General features: G+C 34.6%; 15 protein-coding genes. 7 read left to right on the top strand and 8 right to left on the bottom strand.

What is annotated here, in order from left to right; translation table 11 throughout:
• The first annotated feature begins 162 nt into the window (after positions 1 to 162).
• Both CW751_RS06755 and CW751_RS06760 read left to right on the top strand, forming a co-directional pair.
• Entirely contained in the window at positions 163 to 903 is a 741-nt protein-coding gene (locus CW751_RS06755; protein WP_101334249.1) for a class I SAM-dependent methyltransferase, read from the top strand.
• On the top strand, positions 900 to 1,661 hold the full coding sequence (locus tag CW751_RS06760) for a ZIP family metal transporter (RefSeq protein ID WP_101334250.1): 762 nt from the start codon (positions 900 to 902) through the stop codon (positions 1,659 to 1,661). The genes CW751_RS06755 and CW751_RS06760 overlap by 4 nt, the downstream gene beginning before the upstream one ends.
• A 36-nt stretch (positions 1,662 to 1,697) precedes the next feature.
• Here the strand turns inward: CW751_RS06760 and CW751_RS06765 are convergent, their stop codons facing one another.
• Entirely contained in the window at positions 1,698 to 2,813 is a 1,116-nt protein-coding gene (locus CW751_RS06765; RefSeq protein WP_101334251.1) for a glycoside hydrolase family 3 N-terminal domain-containing protein, read from the bottom strand.
• Between the two features lie 19 nt (positions 2,814 to 2,832).
• The gene (locus tag CW751_RS06770) at positions 2,833 to 3,240 is read right to left on the bottom strand and encodes an OsmC family protein (protein ID WP_101334252.1); all 408 of its coding nucleotides are present in this window, start codon (positions 3,238 to 3,240) and stop codon (positions 2,833 to 2,835) included.
• Positions 3,241 to 3,361: 121 nt separating this feature from the next.
• Here CW751_RS06770 and lipA point away from each other — a divergent pair, with 121 nt between their 5' ends.
• The 3 genes from lipA (at position 3,362) to CW751_RS06785 (ending at position 8,461) form a co-directional block, all read left to right on the top strand.
• On the top strand, positions 3,362 to 4,243 hold the full coding sequence (gene lipA, locus CW751_RS06775; RefSeq protein WP_101334253.1) for a lipoyl synthase: 882 nt from the start codon (positions 3,362 to 3,364) through the stop codon (positions 4,241 to 4,243).
• A 169-nt stretch (positions 4,244 to 4,412) separates the two neighbouring features.
• On the top strand, positions 4,413 to 7,535 hold the full coding sequence (locus CW751_RS06780) for a T9SS type A sorting domain-containing protein (RefSeq protein WP_133122148.1): 3,123 nt from the start codon (positions 4,413 to 4,415) through the stop codon (positions 7,533 to 7,535).
• Positions 7,536 to 7,903: 368 nt separating this feature from the next.
• Complete coding sequence (locus CW751_RS06785; RefSeq protein ID WP_101334255.1) at positions 7,904 to 8,461, top strand: transposase; 558 nt, start codon at positions 7,904 to 7,906, stop codon at positions 8,459 to 8,461.
• 120 nt (positions 8,462 to 8,581) lie between these two features.
• Here CW751_RS06785 and frr read toward each other — a convergent pair whose 3' ends face one another.
• The 6 genes from frr to rplM form a co-directional block, all read right to left on the bottom strand.
• Positions 8,582 to 9,145, bottom strand: a complete 564-nt coding sequence (frr, locus tag CW751_RS06790; RefSeq protein ID WP_101334256.1) for a ribosome recycling factor — start codon at positions 9,143 to 9,145, stop codon at positions 8,582 to 8,584.
• Between the two features lie 29 nt (positions 9,146 to 9,174).
• Entirely contained in the window at positions 9,175 to 9,879 is a 705-nt protein-coding gene (gene pyrH / locus CW751_RS06795; RefSeq protein ID WP_101334257.1) for a UMP kinase, read from the bottom strand.
• 90 nt (positions 9,880 to 9,969) lie between these two features.
• Positions 9,970 to 10,797: a translation elongation factor Ts gene (gene tsf, locus CW751_RS06800; RefSeq protein ID WP_205677801.1), complete on the bottom strand. Its 828-nt coding sequence runs from the start codon at positions 10,795 to 10,797 to the stop codon at positions 9,970 to 9,972.
• A 21-nt stretch (positions 10,798 to 10,818) separates the two neighbouring features.
• Positions 10,819 to 11,706, bottom strand: coding sequence for a 30S ribosomal protein S2 (gene rpsB / locus CW751_RS06805; RefSeq protein ID WP_101334259.1), 888 nt, complete (start codon positions 11,704 to 11,706; stop codon positions 10,819 to 10,821).
• A gap of 108 nt (positions 11,707 to 11,814) precedes the next feature.
• Positions 11,815 to 12,201 (bottom strand): 30S ribosomal protein S9, encoded by a 387-nt coding sequence (gene rpsI, locus CW751_RS06810; protein WP_101334429.1) that lies wholly within the window; start codon positions 12,199 to 12,201, stop codon positions 11,815 to 11,817.
• 5 nt (positions 12,202 to 12,206) lie between these two features.
• Positions 12,207 to 12,662: a 50S ribosomal protein L13 gene (gene rplM / locus CW751_RS06815; protein ID WP_101334430.1), complete on the bottom strand. Its 456-nt coding sequence runs from the start codon at positions 12,660 to 12,662 to the stop codon at positions 12,207 to 12,209.
• 205 nt (positions 12,663 to 12,867) lie between these two features.
• Between rplM and CW751_RS06820 the strand changes: the two genes are divergently transcribed.
• Together CW751_RS06820 and CW751_RS06825 are read left to right on the top strand one after the other, a co-directional pair.
• Complete coding sequence (locus tag CW751_RS06820; protein WP_101334260.1) at positions 12,868 to 14,988, top strand: S9 family peptidase; 2,121 nt, start codon at positions 12,868 to 12,870, stop codon at positions 14,986 to 14,988.
• A gap of 201 nt (positions 14,989 to 15,189) precedes the next feature.
• The gene (locus tag CW751_RS06825; protein ID WP_133122149.1) at positions 15,190 to 15,501 is read left to right on the top strand and encodes a hypothetical protein; all 312 of its coding nucleotides are present in this window, start codon (positions 15,190 to 15,192) and stop codon (positions 15,499 to 15,501) included.
• Positions 15,502 to 15,516: the final 15 nt, after the last annotated feature.

The following is a 15,516-nucleotide window of genomic DNA, read 5'->3' on the forward strand; positions in this document are numbered from 1 at the left end:
ATATTTGCTTAATTCTTAAATTAACATGACAAATATATACTTTTGAACGATAAACACAATTAGATGAGATGTTTATTTTTTTAAACCATACAATTAATGCAACATTATTGCAATAGTTAGTAGGATTAATTAATTTTGCAATTCAATTAATTTATGAATACAATGGGCAGAAATAAAACCGAATGGTTTGCAACATGGTTTGATACTAAATATTATCACATACTTTATCAAAATCGTGATTTTAAAGAAGCGGAAAGGTTTATTACTAATTTGTTAAACCATTTGAAATTGCCAAAAGATTCGAATTGTTTGGATTTGGCTTGTGGTAAGGGTCGACATGCTGTGTTCATCAATAAAAAAGGATATTCGGTTACTGGGGTAGATCTATCTGAAAATAGTATCCAAGAAGCAAAACCTTTTGAGAGAGAAGACCTTAAATTTGAAGTGCATGATATGCGTGAGGTGTTTAAAACTAATGCGTATGATGCTGTATTCAACTTGTTTACAAGTTTCGGTTATTTTGAAAACCAAGGGGATAACTTAAAAGTTTTAGAATCTATTAATGAAATGCTTGTTGATGACGGCGTTCTAGTTATCGACTTTATGAATGCAGAATTTGTCTTAGATAACCTAGTAAAGGAAGAAACAAAGACATTAGACGGAATCCAGTTTCATATTACACGAAATTATGACGGTTCTCACATATTTAAGCATATTACTTTCTCTGATGATGGTGAAAACTTTTCTTTTCAAGAACGTGTTCAAGCACTAAAAAAAGAAGATTTTGAAATGCTTTTAGATAAAGCAGGGTTTACCGTTGTGGAATCATTTGGAGACTTTTCGCTATCACCTTTTGATAAGCATAAATCTGATCGACTAATCATAATCGCAAGAAAAAAATGACTATAGCCTTTGGAACATTTCTCTTAATGAGTGCAGTGCTAGTTGGAGGTGGTATAGTGGTGTTTTTAGAGAATATAAATCGTGGGAAAGTCATTAAGATATTGCTCTCATTAAGTGGTGGGTTTCTGTTAGCAATAGCATTTATACATTTTATTCCTGAAATTTATGCACATGGGACGGCAAAGGTGGGGTATTATATTCTTCTTGGCTTTTTGGTTCAATTATTCTTAGAATATTTTTCGGGAGGAATAGAGCATGGACATATTCACCCGAAAGATAACAAAGGTACCGTGCCATGGTCTTTGTTTTTAGCCTTGAGTGTTCACTCTTTTTTTGAAGGTATGCCACTCGAAGCACAGTTTCTAGGAGAAACTATAGAGGGGGCAGTTGCTCATGTTGGACATCATCATCATGATCATGGTGAGGGAGTGAAGGGTTTATTGTTGGGTATAGTTTTGCATAAAATTCCTGTTGCTATTGCGCTAATGACACTTTTGTTGGCTTCTGGCTTTAAGAAATCAAAAGCTTGGCTTGTACTATTTATTTTTTCTTTAATGGCTCCTTTAGGAATGTTAGTTGGACATTATGGAGCGCAGAATTCGATGCTCAATCTTGAGATTATTTTAGCAATTGTTGTGGGGATGTTCTTGCATATTTCTACAACAATTATTTTTGAATCAACTGAAAATCATAAATTCAATTTTATAAAGCTTGTAAGCTTACTTGTAGGAGTAGGTTTAGCAGTAATTGCGATTTAAGCTTTTTGAAGAATGAAAATCATAATACTGGGGTTGTTATGGGGTGTTAGGGAATAATTTCCCTGCTGTACACAACTTTGCACGAATAATTCTTTTACAAGATTCATCAACTTTTTGTTTGAAATTTTCATCACTTTTATACTTGGATAAAATCTCTTGGTGTGCTTTGGCTGCGTCTAAAGGCATTAATAAGATGTCAACACCAGCTTCTATTGCGCGTACATTTGCATTTTTAATTGTTGAAACGCCTAACATGTTCATGGCATCAGTTACGATAAGACCTTGGAAATTTAAACTATCCCTTAATAAATCAGTCACGATTTCTTTAGAAATTGACGAAGGTAAACCCTTGGTGTTGAAAGGAGAGTTGTTTGCTACTGCAATATGAGCAATCATAACACTTGTTACATTGTTCTTGATTAATGGTGGGTAATTTTTGATTTCTTTCATTTCGCCATTAATATACACCAACTTTTTATGTGTATCGCCTTCTACAAACCCATGACCAGGGAAATGTTTGGCTGTTGCAATGATGTTGTGTCGCTGCGTTTCCTGAATAAATGCGTCAGACCATGGGATAACACTGTCTGGTACATGTCCAAAACTTCTCCATCCAACCGTTTTATTAGGGGACATGTCAACTACTGGTGCAAAATTATAATTGATGCCAATTTCTTTTAAGTCCTGGGAAATTGTTCTGGCTACAGTTACAACCTCTTTTTTAGTTTGTAATTTGTTTGCTTTTTTGACAGGTGTTGAGTTTCTAATTTTACGATTAACTAAGCTTGCTTCTGCGTCTGCACTGAAAAGGAATGGAAGATTTCCATTTTCTTTGTTCGTAGAATTGTATTTTATTACCCAGTTTTTAAATTGTTCTTTTGTGCCGTTTAGTAATAACAAGCCACCAATTTTTTTCTCTTCAACTAAACGATCAATTGTTACTTCTTTTTGTCCATAAGCTCCTATAGCAGGCATTATTAATTGGGCTACTTTCTCTCCGTCGTTTAATTGTGAGAAGTGGTGCTCAACCGCGTTATTCAATGATTGATTGTAGCTGTTAAAATCTGCAAGGATGTATTTTTGATCTTGAGCGTTACTAACTATTGTAGTCAGTGAAAAGTATAAAAGGATGAGAATGCTATATTTTTTCATTGTTTAATCTGTAAAATTTTTAACCGTATATAAATTGAATGGTAACTTCTATGTCAGCAGCAACACTTTTAGCTACAGGGCATGACTTGGCCACATTTTCAATAACTTTCTTTTGTTTCTCTGTCCATTCTGTTTTACCAAAGTCTAAGTTGATTTTTAGTGCTCCAATTCTTCTAGGATTGTTGCGCATTATTTTTTCTACTTGACCTTCACAAGCTTCAAAACGTATGCCGTTTTTGTCACAATAAATACCAATAACTGTAATTAAACAATTCAAATAGGCTGTCGCGACTAAATCTGTTGGCGAAAATCGTGTTCCTTTTCCGTTATTATCTACAGGAGCGTCAGTTTCTAGGGTGCTTCCTGATTTTTCGTGAACGGATGAAACCCTTAAGTCTTTTAAATAAGAAGAGTGAATTGTATTCATAATCTTTAAAATTCCTTAATTTTGTTTTGGTTTTTAAAGTACAAAAATAGTATTTTAATGTTACCTTTGAATCAAAAGAAATGTACACCTTATTAATTAAGGTAATAAAACTAGAAGCAGCATGTCATTAATAGAAGAGGCTCCAGTTAATAAAATAAAAAAACCGAAATGGTTACGTGTAAAATTACCTACAGGGGAGTCGTATAGAAATGTAAGAAAACTTGTGGATGAACACGAGCTCCATACAATATGTGAAAGTGGGAGTTGCCCAAATATGGGGGAATGTTGGGGAGAAGGTACAGCAACTTTCATGATTTTGGGAAATATTTGTACCCGTTCTTGTGGTTTTTGTGCGGTGCAAACCGGAAGGCCGGAGGAGGTAGATGTTTTTGAACCTGGCCGTGTAGCGAACTCAGTTAAATTAATGGGGGTGAAGCATGCGGTGATAACCTCAGTTGATAGGGATGATTTAAAAGACGGCGGAGCCAACATTTGGGCACAAACAGTACGTGCTATTCGAAAGCAATCCCCAGGAACAACTTTAGAGACTTTAATACCTGATTTTGCTGGTAAATGGGAGAATTTAAAGATTGTAACGGATGTTGCTCCAGAAATTGTATCACACAACTTGGAAACGGTTAGGAGATTGACAAAGGAAGTTAGAATTCAGGCAAAATATGATCGAAGTTTAGAGGCTTTGTTTAGAATAAAAAAGGCTGGAATGCGAACCAAATCTGGGATCATGTTAGGTTTAGGAGAATCTCATGAAGAAGTTCTAGAGACAATGGAGGATTTACGTTCCGTTGGTACAGATATTATTACATTGGGGCAGTATTTACAACCTACAAATAAGCACCTGCCTGTTGCGGAGTTTGTAACACCTGAACGTTTTGAAATATATAAAAATAAAGGAATTGAAATGGGCTTTAAATACGTTGAGTCGGGTCCTTTAGTTAGATCTTCCTACCATGCCGAACGTCATATTTTTGATATGGAGGTGTAGTTAGATGTGTATATTTATGATGTTTTTTCACTAGAAATAAACATTTTTTAGTTATCTCTTGTTTTAACTTTACAAGAGAATAATTCTCGTTAAAAAGATATAAAATTATAATTTTTATGTATTTTAGCGAATTGAAATAGAAGTGAAACCGAATGTATTAAACAATAATATGAAGCGAAACAATTTAATTCTAGGAGGAATAGGAGCTATAGCAATAGCAAGTTCTGTATTCTTTTTGTCGAAAAATTTTGATAAAAACAACAACGCACGCTACTCTAAGGATAGAGGTTCTTTAGCGGCTACTGCTGGTGCGGTAGGTTATCAGGAGTGGTTGAAAACAACCATGATTGATGTAGAAACAGGTGAAATGATTAAACATGACAAGCTTGTTTCTATTCTTGAAAAGCAAAATCAGAATCAAACCAAAGCCTTAAATGTTGAGTGGAGAGAACACGGACCTGATAATATAGGTGGTAGAACACGTGCTATTCATGTTGACCACACAGATGAAAATATTATCTGGGCAGGTGGTGTAGCCGGAGGTTTGTATAAGTCAGAAAATAAAGCAAATAATTGGTCGAGAGTTGAAAGCTTTATTGGCGGACAATTTATTTCTGCTATAGGTCAAGATTCTGAAGGTAATGTTTATGTGGCTACAGGTTCTTACGATGAAAATATAAACAATAATGCCTGGTCAGGTCAAGGTCTTTTTGTAAGTCCAGACGGAGGTGAGACGTGGCAAGTTGTTCCAGGGACAGAGAATTACAATTACATTAATAGGATTGCTTCTAGTAAATACAATTCGGTTATTTATTTTACGCATGCATCAGGATTGAAAAAGTATACTTTCGGTGGAACAGTTGAGAATACTAGTTCTTATGGAGGAAGTGGTTCCAAAACGCTTGCATATTCAGATGATGGACAAGCGTTAGTTGTTGCTTCAGACGATGCAAATGCCGAAACATGGGTTTCATTAGATTGGGGAGAAACGTTTAATAAGGTGTCTTCTTTCAATACTACTCCAGATAAAATTACAGAGAAAGGTTTTGCTAGAATTGAATACGCTATTTCTAAAAAGAAATCAGACGGAACTTATTCTATTTATGCTGCTACAGCCTCGGCAAATAATCAAGGTCAATGGATATCTCTAGATAATGGGACTACTTGGCATAAACATACTGCGGCTACATCAGCAGAAAGCAATAATGGTGTTATTGATTATCGTAATCAAGGGGTTTGGAATAACGTAGTATCTTTTGACCCTACCGATACAGATCGTGTAATAGTTGGAGGAATTGATCTGCACGAATGGAAGAAACAAATCAATAATCCACCTTCAGGAGGTTGGACTAAACTATCTTTATGGTTTGTTAATCCAACTAATTCACTTTATAATCATGCGGATAATCATGTTTTAAAATGGGCTAGCGATAACAGATTGTATGTTGGAAATGATGGTGGTGTAAGTGTTTCGCTTGACAAAGGTGCTACATATTATCCAGCCAATAGAGGTTATAACATAACTCAATTCTATGCAATTGGCGTTGATAGATATGGAGCAGTAATTGGAGGTACTCAAGATAATGGTACCTTATATAATGACCATACCAATGCTACTTATAAAGAATTTAAAGAAGTTTCTGGTGGTGATGGCTTTACTTCAGCTATTTCCTTTTATAATCCAGATGTGATGATCACTAGTATTTACCATAACTCTTTCTACAGAAGTGGAGATGGTGGTGAATCAGTTAATTCTTTTATTCCTAATCTTCCGGGTTATGAACCAGTAGGATTGGGATCTACCATTCACCCTTTTCATACACAATTTCATTTAGCAGAGTACTTTGATGAAAACTCAAAAGATTCGGTAATTTTTATTCCGCGTGCTAGTTATGAAATTGGAGAAACTGTTAAAGTTCCTAGTATGGCGACAGGCGACACTATTGAATATGTAACTTATCAACCAATTCAATTTGATGATACACTTTACTACGATCCTAGTTTAACAACCACTGAGTATACTGTTTTGGATTCGATAACAGGTAATGTTTATGATTTAGGATTCAATACTTATACACCTTTACCAAGTGCTTCTGGTACAACGCCTCCATCAGTTGGGGACTCCATTGAGATTAATTTACCAAGTGGAATTGATACTGTGTTAGTTAATGAAGTAACTCCTTATGACTTTCATTATGGTTCAAATGCTACAAACCCAAGTGAAACTATCGCTTTTGGACGTGATACTGTTCGATTAGCTATAGCTTGGGATACATTAACAGTTCAAGATCCATATCAATCATGGTTCGTATTCAGTACAAGAAAGAATGGAACTGAGTTGTGGGGAACAAGAGATGCACTTAGATTATCTAATCCAAATCCAAAATGGGTACGTATTGCTGAAGGAATTGGTAATGATGCCGGTCAAGTAGATGTTGCATTTAGTAAAGATTTAAATCATTTGTTTGTAACAGCTGGAGGTTCTCTTTATCGAGTTGACAGTCTTGGAAGTGCCTATTCAACTGATGATGACTTTGAAGCACAAGTTGATTTAGATAACGCTGGAGGACCGACATTAACAAGTATGACTACTGTTGGAACAGGTACATTCTCAGGTGTTGGTTTAAACCCAAATAATCCAGATGATGTTGTTGTTGTACAGCAATTCTCAGGTAGTGTTAGTAGATCGTCGAATGCTACTTCTGCTTCACCAAGCCTTACAACAGTTGGTTCTCAGAATGGAATTGCATTTTATGACGTTATAATTGATAGAGATGATAGCGACATATTATTTGCAACAACTTACAGCGGTGTTTCTATGTCTGAAGATGGTGGAGCTACATGGAATAACGTTGCTGATCCTTCTTTTGATGGTGTACCAAGTTATAGATTGCTTCAAGCTTGGAGAACATGGGAAGAGGGTAATCATGTACCCGGTAGAATTTTTGTAGGAACACATGGTAGAGGTATTTGGTCAACAGATGCTGTTTTAAATGTAACTACAACTGAACCATTAGAGGATAAAAAGGAAACCGATAACTTCTCTTTAGAAATTTATCCGAATCCTTCCAAGTTTAACACTACACTGATTGTTGATGTTAAACAAAGCAAAGCTTTAGATATTCAATTCTATAACATTTCAGGAAGATTAGTTAAGCGTATACGCAAAACTGATGCTCACATAGGAAGAAATGAAATTGGATTTAGTGTTTCTGATCTTCCACAAGGAACTTACTTAATAAGAGTTCAAAGTGGTGACCAGATTGAAAATACGAAATTTGTAAAAATGTAAGTTTTACAACAATATTTTACCAAAAAGCCCAGTGAGTAATCTCTGGGCTTTTTTTATGTGTGAAATTTTAGACCTCTATCCGATACATCCTCCTTACTCCCGAGACAACCGAAGCGAAGCTCACTGACCAAAAGGAAGTAAAAGCGGAAAGAACCCTTCATTGTAACGAAGTTTGTTAAAAAATAGAATGTTACCTCAGGGCTGTCACGAGATTTAGCGTTGCTTATCGTGGCCTTGGATATACATACATAAATTACCTTCAAGAATCATAATCCAAAAAATCTATCCTATAATAATACACTCCAATTTCTTTGAAAAAGAATAATTTTCACTAACTTTTAATTATTAACTTAATTCATCTAAATCAAATGAGTAGAAATTATCGGTTTCGCAATCCAAGCGCCCTATTTTTTTTAAGTTTTTCAGTAGTAGAATGGTTAGACGTATTTACAAGAAATCAATATAAAGATATTTTAATTGACAGTTTACGCTTTTGTCAAAATGAAATGGGTTTGGAAATTTATGCTTGGTGCATTATGACCAATCATGTACATTTAGTTTTTAGACGAATTGAAGACATTCCACCAGGTCAATTACTTGGAAGTTTTAAACGGCAAACCAGTATGACAGTTGTAAAAACAATCAAAGAAAACGACAAGGAAAGTCGAAAAGAAAATTTACTCAAAACTATTCAGAGAAATGGTAGCAAAAATTCCAATGTGAAGTATAATCAATTTTTAAGACAAGGCAATAAACTAATTCAATTATGGAGTAATTTTGTTATTGCTCAAAAAATAAGATATATCCACAATAATCCTGTAGAGCAAGGACTTGTTTTTAGACCTGAAGATTATCCATACAGCAGCGCGGTCGACTATAGTGGTGAGAAGGGTGTTTTAAATGGTGTTGCGGTTGTTGGATTCTAAAATAGTTTGTACTGTTAAACAAAGTAATAGTTAGGATTCAGACTACCACGAGATAAAATCTCGCGGTAGCGGGGGGTATACAAAAGACTTAAAGTTATAAAACAACACTTCGAATATAATTTAGATTGTCATGATGTCTTTCTCTTTCAAGTCAATTAATTCATCAATTTGTTTTACATAGCTATCTGTTACTTCTTGTATTTCTGATTCTGCAACTTTTGCTTCATCTTCAGAAAGACCGTCATTTTTTAATTCCTTTATGTAATCCATAGCGTCTTTTCTGTTGTTACGAATACTAACTTTGGCATGTTCACCTTCAGATTTAGCAATTTTAGCCAGTTCCTTACGGCGTTCTTCAGTTAGCATAGGAATATTGATAATTAGCATTTCCCCATTGTCTTGAGGTGCTAAACCTAAATTGGCATTAATTATGGCTTTAGCACATTCAGAAAGTATACTTTTTTCCCATGGTTGAACAGTTAATGTACGTCCATCTAAAGTTCCAATATTGGCCACTTGATTAAGATCCGTCATTGATCCATAGTAATCAACCATAACCCCATTTAACATATCAGGCGATGCTTTTCCTGTTCTAATTTTGCGTAATTCAGATTCTAAAAAGTTTATACTCTTCGAATTAGAATCCTTAAATTCCTTTACCGTCTCTCTTATTTCTTCATTCATAATGTAAATTTTATATGTGGATAATGCTCTTATTCAACAAGTGTTCCGATTGATTCACCAAGTATTATACGTTTTAAATCATCTTTATTGTTGATGTTAAAAACAATAATTGGCAGATCGTTTTCTTTACATAAAGTAAAAGCTGTCATGTCCATTACATTCAAACCATTCGAGTATACATCGTCAAATGATACGGTGTCATACTTTTCTGCTTTTGGATCTTTTTCTGGATCTTGTGTGTAAATACCATCTACTCGGGTACCTTTTAAAATCACGTCTGCATTGATCTCTATTGCACGTAATGATGCAGCAGAATCCGTTGTGAAGTATGGATTACCTGTACCTGCACCAAATATTACAACTCTTCCTTTTTCTAAATGTCGAACAGCTCTTCTTCTAACATACGGTTCAGCAATTTCTTTCATTTCTATTGCAGATAGGAGACGAGAATCAATACCTGTTGACTCCAATGCAGATTGTAAAGCCATAGCATTGATCATGGTAGCCAACATTCCCATGTAATCACCATGGGTTCTGTCCATTCCTCCTTCTTCTGCTTGAACGCCTCTAAAGATATTTCCACCACCTATTACAATCCCTAGTTCTACGCCCAGTTCTGTAATCGATCTAATTTGTAAAGCGTATTCTTTCAATTTGGTGTTATCAATACCAAATTGATTATCTCCCATTAGAGATTCTCCACTTAATTTTAAAAGAACCCGTTTGTATTTCATGTTAAAAGGTCGTTGTTTAAATAATCATCGCAAAATAAGACAAAAAAAGAGAGAAACAATGTTCTCTCTTTTTTTACTTTTAAATAATTTCTAGCTTAATGAAAAGCGTTTAAACTCTGTAACAGTTAAACCTGATTCAACAGAATTAAGGAACTTTTCAACAGATAGTTTATTGTCACGAACGAATGCTTGAGACAATAATGTATTTTCTTTGAAAAATTTGTTTAGTCTTCCTTGCGCAATTTTATCAGCTAAATCAGCAGGTTTTCCTTCTTCAATAGCTTGATCTTTTCCTACTTGTAGTTCTCTATCGATAACTTCTTGAGAAATTCCATCTTTATTTAAAGCAACTGGTGCCATTGCGGCTACTTGCATAGCAACTTGCTTCCCAGCGTCATTGATTTCTTCTCCAGACTTGTTTAAACCTACAAGTGTAGCTAATTGGTTACCTGGGTGGTTATAAGCAATAACTGAAGTTGCCGTAACCTTTGCAAAGTTAGAAAGCTCTAATTTTTCACCAATTACTCCAACTTGTTCAATGATCTTTTCTTCAACTGATAACTTTTCGTTAAACTTTAAAGTTTTCAATTCTTCTACAGATTCAACCTCTGCTTTTATTCCTGTTTCAAATATTGATTTTACAAAACCTTGGAAGTCGCTGTTTTTAGCAACAAAGTCCGTTTCGCAATTAAATTGAATGATGTAACCTGTGTCTCCTTTTGATTCAGCAAAGATTAAACCTTCTTTAGCTTCATTGTCTCCACGTTTAGCTGCTACTTTCTGACCTTTTTTACGAAGAAAATCAATTGCTTGATCCATATCTCCATCCGCTTCAACTAAAGCTTTTTTGCAGTCCATCATTCCTGCACCTGTCTTTTTTCTTAAGTCATTAACCTGACTAGCTGTAATTGCCATAATATTATTTTTTTGAAAAAATGTTTATTTTGTTTTTTCAGAAGTTTTTTCTTCTTTCTTAGGAGCTTCTTCCTTTGTTTCTTCTTTAACTTCTTTAGAAGCTTTTGCTACTTTTGCTTCTTCAGCTTTTTTTGCAGCTTTATCTTCTTCAGCTTTCTTTTTTGCTTCCTGTTTTTTAGCCTGTTCAGCTTTTTTATCAGCCTCCTGTTTTGCTTTCGCTGATTTTCTTTCTTCTAAACCTTCTTTTATTGCTTCGGTTACATGATCAAGAATAATTGCAACAGATTTTGAAGCATCATCGTTCGCTGGAATAGGGAAGTCTACTAATTTTGGGTTTGAGTTTGTATCAACCATTGCAAATGTTGAAATTCCCAAACGCGCTGCTTCTTTTAATGCAATGTTTTCTTTCATAACATCTACAATGAAAATAGCTGCTGGTTGACGCGTCATATCTGCAATCGAACCAAAGTTCTTTTCTAGTTTTTCACGTTGTCTTGTTATGAATAAACGCTCTCTCTTAGATAATGTAGCCCAAGTACCATCATCTTCCATTTTATCAATAGAAGACATTTTTCTTATCGATTTACGTGTTGTAGCAAAGTTTGTAAGCATACCACCTGTCCAACGTTCTGTAACGTAAGGCATATTGACAGCTTTCACACGATCAGCAACGATTTGTTTTGCTTGCTTTTTAGTAGCTACAAATAAAATCTTCTTGCCTGATTTAGCAATTTGTTTCATTGCTGCACACGCTTGCTCTAAATGAGCGATTGTCTTATTTAAATCAATTACGTGGATTCCTTTTTGCTCATCAAATATATAAGGAGCCATTGCTGGGTTCCACTTTCTTTTTAAGTGTCCAAAATGAACACCTGCATCTAAAAGTTCTTTAAAGTCTGCTTTTTTTGACATTTTAATTTTTTTTACAAGTTTACGTTCCTTTAGTAATCAATATTGAAGGGTTCTTTCGAAAAGTGCTCCAATACTTGGATACTAAACAAGCGCCAAATAAAGTAATTCTTAACGTTTTGAGAATTGGAATTTCTTACGAGCTCCTGGTTGTCCAGGCTTCTTACGCTCTACCATTCTTGGGTCACGTGTCATTAACCCTTTTCCTTTTAATAAAGGTTTTAATTCAGCATCAGCTTTTACTAAAGCTCTAGCAATTCCTAAACGGATAGCTTCTGCTTGACCATTAATTCCACCTCCATTTACATTGATTACCACGTCGTATTGACCAGTAGTTTCTGTAACTGCAAATGATTGTTGTACTTTCGCTTGTAAAGTTGCAACCGGAAAAAATGTTTTGTAATCTCGCTTGTTTACAATGATTTCACCCTTACCAGGCTTCATATAAACGCGCGCTACAGAAGTTTTTCTTCTTCCTAATGTGTTTATAATTTCCATACTCATTATTTGATTGATTCTAAATTAATCTTTTCTGGCTTTTGTGCTTCATGATCATGTTTTGACCCTACAACAACCTTAAGATTCTTGTATAATTGGCTACCAAGTTTGTTTTTTGGTAACATACGTTTAACAGCCATTTCTACTATACGCTCTGGACGTTTTTCTCTTAATTGTTCAGCTGTTAAAGCACGCTGTCCTCCAGGAAAACCTGTGTGACGAAGATATGTTTTCGTCTCCCATTTGTCACCACTCATTGATACCTTCTCTGCATTGATAACAATTACGTTATCGCCACAGTCTACATGAGGTGTGAAGTTTGGTTTGTGTTTTCCTCGGATCAATTGCGCTACTTTACTTGCCATACGACCTAGCGTTTCGCCTTCTGCGTCAACCAATAACCACTTTTTGTCAGCGTTTTCCTTATTGATAGATGCAGTCTTGTAACTTAATGTATCCACTTCTTTAATTTTAATAAATAAGACAATAATCCCAAAATTTGGGGCTGCAAATATATAACTTAAAGATTTGAATAACAAATTGACGTTAAAAAGTTTTTGAATATTTTTATTTTCTGTTTAACTTCCTGCAAAAATAAATATACTTTTTGACCCGTATAGTTACCTAATAAATTATTTTTACAACCTATTCTTTAACGAAAACAAAATGAAAAAGCATCTTTCTCTATTATTCGTACTATTTTTTATTTGTAATTTTTCTCTTGCGCAATCTGACTTGTCATTGAAAGAGGCTGTATTAGGACAGTACGCACAATTTTATCCAGAGCATATTTTCGGCTTCCAATGGATAGATGACGAAGGGAGTTATGCATACCTTAAAAAATATCAAAACCTTGTTGTAGGAAATGCCGAAGGAGATGAAGAAGTGATTTTACATATACGAGATCTAAATAAATCGGTAGATGGACGTTTTACGTATTTCGCAAATCTTTCTTGGATTAATAAGGAATCTTTTATTGTGCATCAAAAACAGGTTATCGCTAAATACAACATTAAAGATAAAAAAGGAAAAAAGATAAAACTTCCCGAACAAGCAGAAAATATTAAGTTTGATCCGCATTATAAATATGTGTCGTATTCAATTGATAATAATCTTTTCTATTCTTCAATTGATGAATTTAAGGGGATTCCAGTTACCAATTTAGTGGATCTTAATGTGGTTTCTGGACAAGAGATCGCACGCAGCGAAATGGGAATTACTGAGGGTGTTTTCTGGTCGCCTACTAGCGATAAGTTGGCTTTTTATCAAAAAGATGAAACTTATGTTCACGATTATCCATTATTAGATATAGATAAGTATCCTGGTTCTTTAAATAGTATAAAATATCCAATGGCAGGTCAAAAGAGCGAACGTGCAAAGCTAGGTATTTATCATTTGAAATTGGATACTACTTTTTATGTTACTGCTCAACATGGTCAAGAAAATTACATAACAAATGTGAGTTGGACGCCAGATGATCAATTTTTAATTTTTGCTGAAGTAGCCAGGTCACAAAAGCATGTTTGGGTCCATAAATATAAATATGATGGGACATTTGTAAAGACTTTGTTTGAAGAGCAAAGTGATACTTGGGTAGAGCCTGAAAGGCCTGCTTACTTCCCTTCAAATGAAAGTAATGATTTTGTTTGGGTTAGTGAAAGGGATGGTTTTGATAATTTATATGCATACTCAAAAGAGGGTAAATTACAATCAAAATTGACAAATAATAAATTCGTTTTAAAGGATGTTGTCGCTGCAGAAAATGGAGAAGTGTTCTTTACCGCAACAGGTAAAAATCCCCTAAACACCATGTTGTATAAGGTGGATGGTAAAGGTCGACAAAAACTATTAACGAAAGAAGAAGGGACGCATCAGGCTGTTGTTAGCCCGTGTAATCAATATGTTTTTGATCAGTATTCTTCTATTGATATTCCTAATAAAGCGGTTATTAGGTCTGCAAAAGGAAAAATAATTAAGGAATTACTTGTAGCCCAAGATAAATTAGCGTCTTACGGACTTTCTTCCGCAGACATAAGTCATCTTGTTACATCTGATGATGTTAAATTATACACAAGATTGATTAAGCCTAAAGACTTTGATTCGTCAAAGAAGTATCCAGTTCTAATTTATGTTTATGGCGGGCCTCATGCTCAACTTGTAACGAATAGTTGGATGGCAGGAGCTAGTTTATGGATGCACTGGTTAGCTAACCAAGGATATATTGTTTTTACATTAGATAATCGTGGATCTGCCAATCGTGGAGTAGATTTTGAACATATTATTCACAGAAATTTAGGAGAATTGGAGTGTAAAGATCAAATGAAGGGTGTGGAGTACTTAAAAAGTTTAGATTTTATTGATACCAATAGAATCGCTATTCATGGCTGGAGTTTTGGTGGTTATATGACTATTAATATGATGTTAAAAGCACCTGAAAGTTTTAATGTGGGTGTTGCTGGTGGCCCCGTGACAGATTGGAAATTTTACGAAGTAATGTACGGAGAGCGATATATGGACACACCGCAGGAAAATAAGAAAGGATACGAAGAAACAAGCTTGCTCAATCGGGCAGCTGACTTAGAAGGAGATTTATTAATGATTCATGGTACTTCTGACCCTGTTGTTGTAATGCAGCACAGTTTAGCTTTAATTAGAAAGTTTGTTGAACATGAAATTCAAGTTGATTTTTTTCCTTATCCAATGCACGAACACAATGTAAGAGGGAAAGATCGATATCACCTTATGGAAAAAGTTTTGAATTACATCATTGATAAGAATGTGAGGTAAATTTGTTTTTATTAGCAGATAAACAGTTGTGTATGCATTTATGAATGCGGAGTGCTCTTCAAAACTGTTGATTTTACAACATAAGCAGCTTGATTAGTGAATTTATTCACTTGTTTAACGAAAAAAAAATGTAGATTTTTTTGCTTAAAGTTTTTAAATTGCGTTATTTAGCAGAATAATAACTTATTACGACTATTTTCTATGAAGACTACTGCATTTTTGATGTTTTTTTTGGTTCCCGTTATATGCTTTTCTCAAACCGATCGATATAGCTATGGTTTTTCTGGGAAAATTGATTCCTCTTTTGTTGAAGTTCTCTCCAGTAAGGTTGCTCAACTTGAGGGAGTTGATCAGGTAAAGGGACGTTACAAAGTCGAACAATCTAGAGGCGAACTTTTGATTTTTGTTGAACAACCAAAAACGCGATACGATAGGGCTTTATTTAATTCTGCGAAAGTAAAAGAAATTCTACTTCAAAATAACCTTACGCCTTTAGACTTTAGAAAATTATAAAAAGAAACCTACTCA

Origin of the sequence: Brumimicrobium salinarum, from assembly GCF_002844555.1 — a bacterium.
In the GTDB taxonomy this organism is placed as follows: domain Bacteria; phylum Bacteroidota; class Bacteroidia; order Flavobacteriales_D; family Crocinitomicaceae; genus Brumimicrobium; species Brumimicrobium salinarum.

Coding starts and splice junctions, on each gene's coding strand:
- CW751_RS06755 (WP_101334249.1), top strand. CDS start 163: ATGGGCAGAAATAAAACCGAATGGTTTGCAACATGGTTTGATACTAAA.
- CW751_RS06760 (WP_101334250.1), top strand. CDS start 900: ATGACTATAGCCTTTGGAACATTTCTCTTAATGAGTGCAGTGCTAGTT.
- CW751_RS06765 (WP_101334251.1), bottom strand. CDS start 2,813: ATGAAAAAATATAGCATTCTCATCCTTTTATACTTTTCACTGACTACA.
- CW751_RS06770 (WP_101334252.1), bottom strand. CDS start 3,240: ATGAATACAATTCACTCTTCTTATTTAAAAGACTTAAGGGTTTCATCC.
- lipA (WP_101334253.1), top strand. CDS start 3,362: ATGTCATTAATAGAAGAGGCTCCAGTTAATAAAATAAAAAAACCGAAA.
- CW751_RS06780 (WP_133122148.1), top strand. CDS start 4,413: ATGAAGCGAAACAATTTAATTCTAGGAGGAATAGGAGCTATAGCAATA.
- CW751_RS06785 (WP_101334255.1), top strand. CDS start 7,904: ATGAGTAGAAATTATCGGTTTCGCAATCCAAGCGCCCTATTTTTTTTA.
- frr (WP_101334256.1), bottom strand. CDS start 9,145: ATGAATGAAGAAATAAGAGAGACGGTAAAGGAATTTAAGGATTCTAAT.
- pyrH (WP_101334257.1), bottom strand. CDS start 9,879: ATGAAATACAAACGGGTTCTTTTAAAATTAAGTGGAGAATCTCTAATG.
- rpsB (WP_101334259.1), bottom strand. CDS start 11,706: ATGTCAAAAAAAGCAGACTTTAAAGAACTTTTAGATGCAGGTGTTCAT.
- rpsI (WP_101334429.1), bottom strand. CDS start 12,201: ATGGAAATTATAAACACATTAGGAAGAAGAAAAACTTCTGTAGCGCGC.
- CW751_RS06820 (WP_101334260.1), top strand. CDS start 12,868: ATGAAAAAGCATCTTTCTCTATTATTCGTACTATTTTTTATTTGTAAT.
- CW751_RS06825 (WP_133122149.1), top strand. CDS start 15,190: ATGAAGACTACTGCATTTTTGATGTTTTTTTTGGTTCCCGTTATATGC.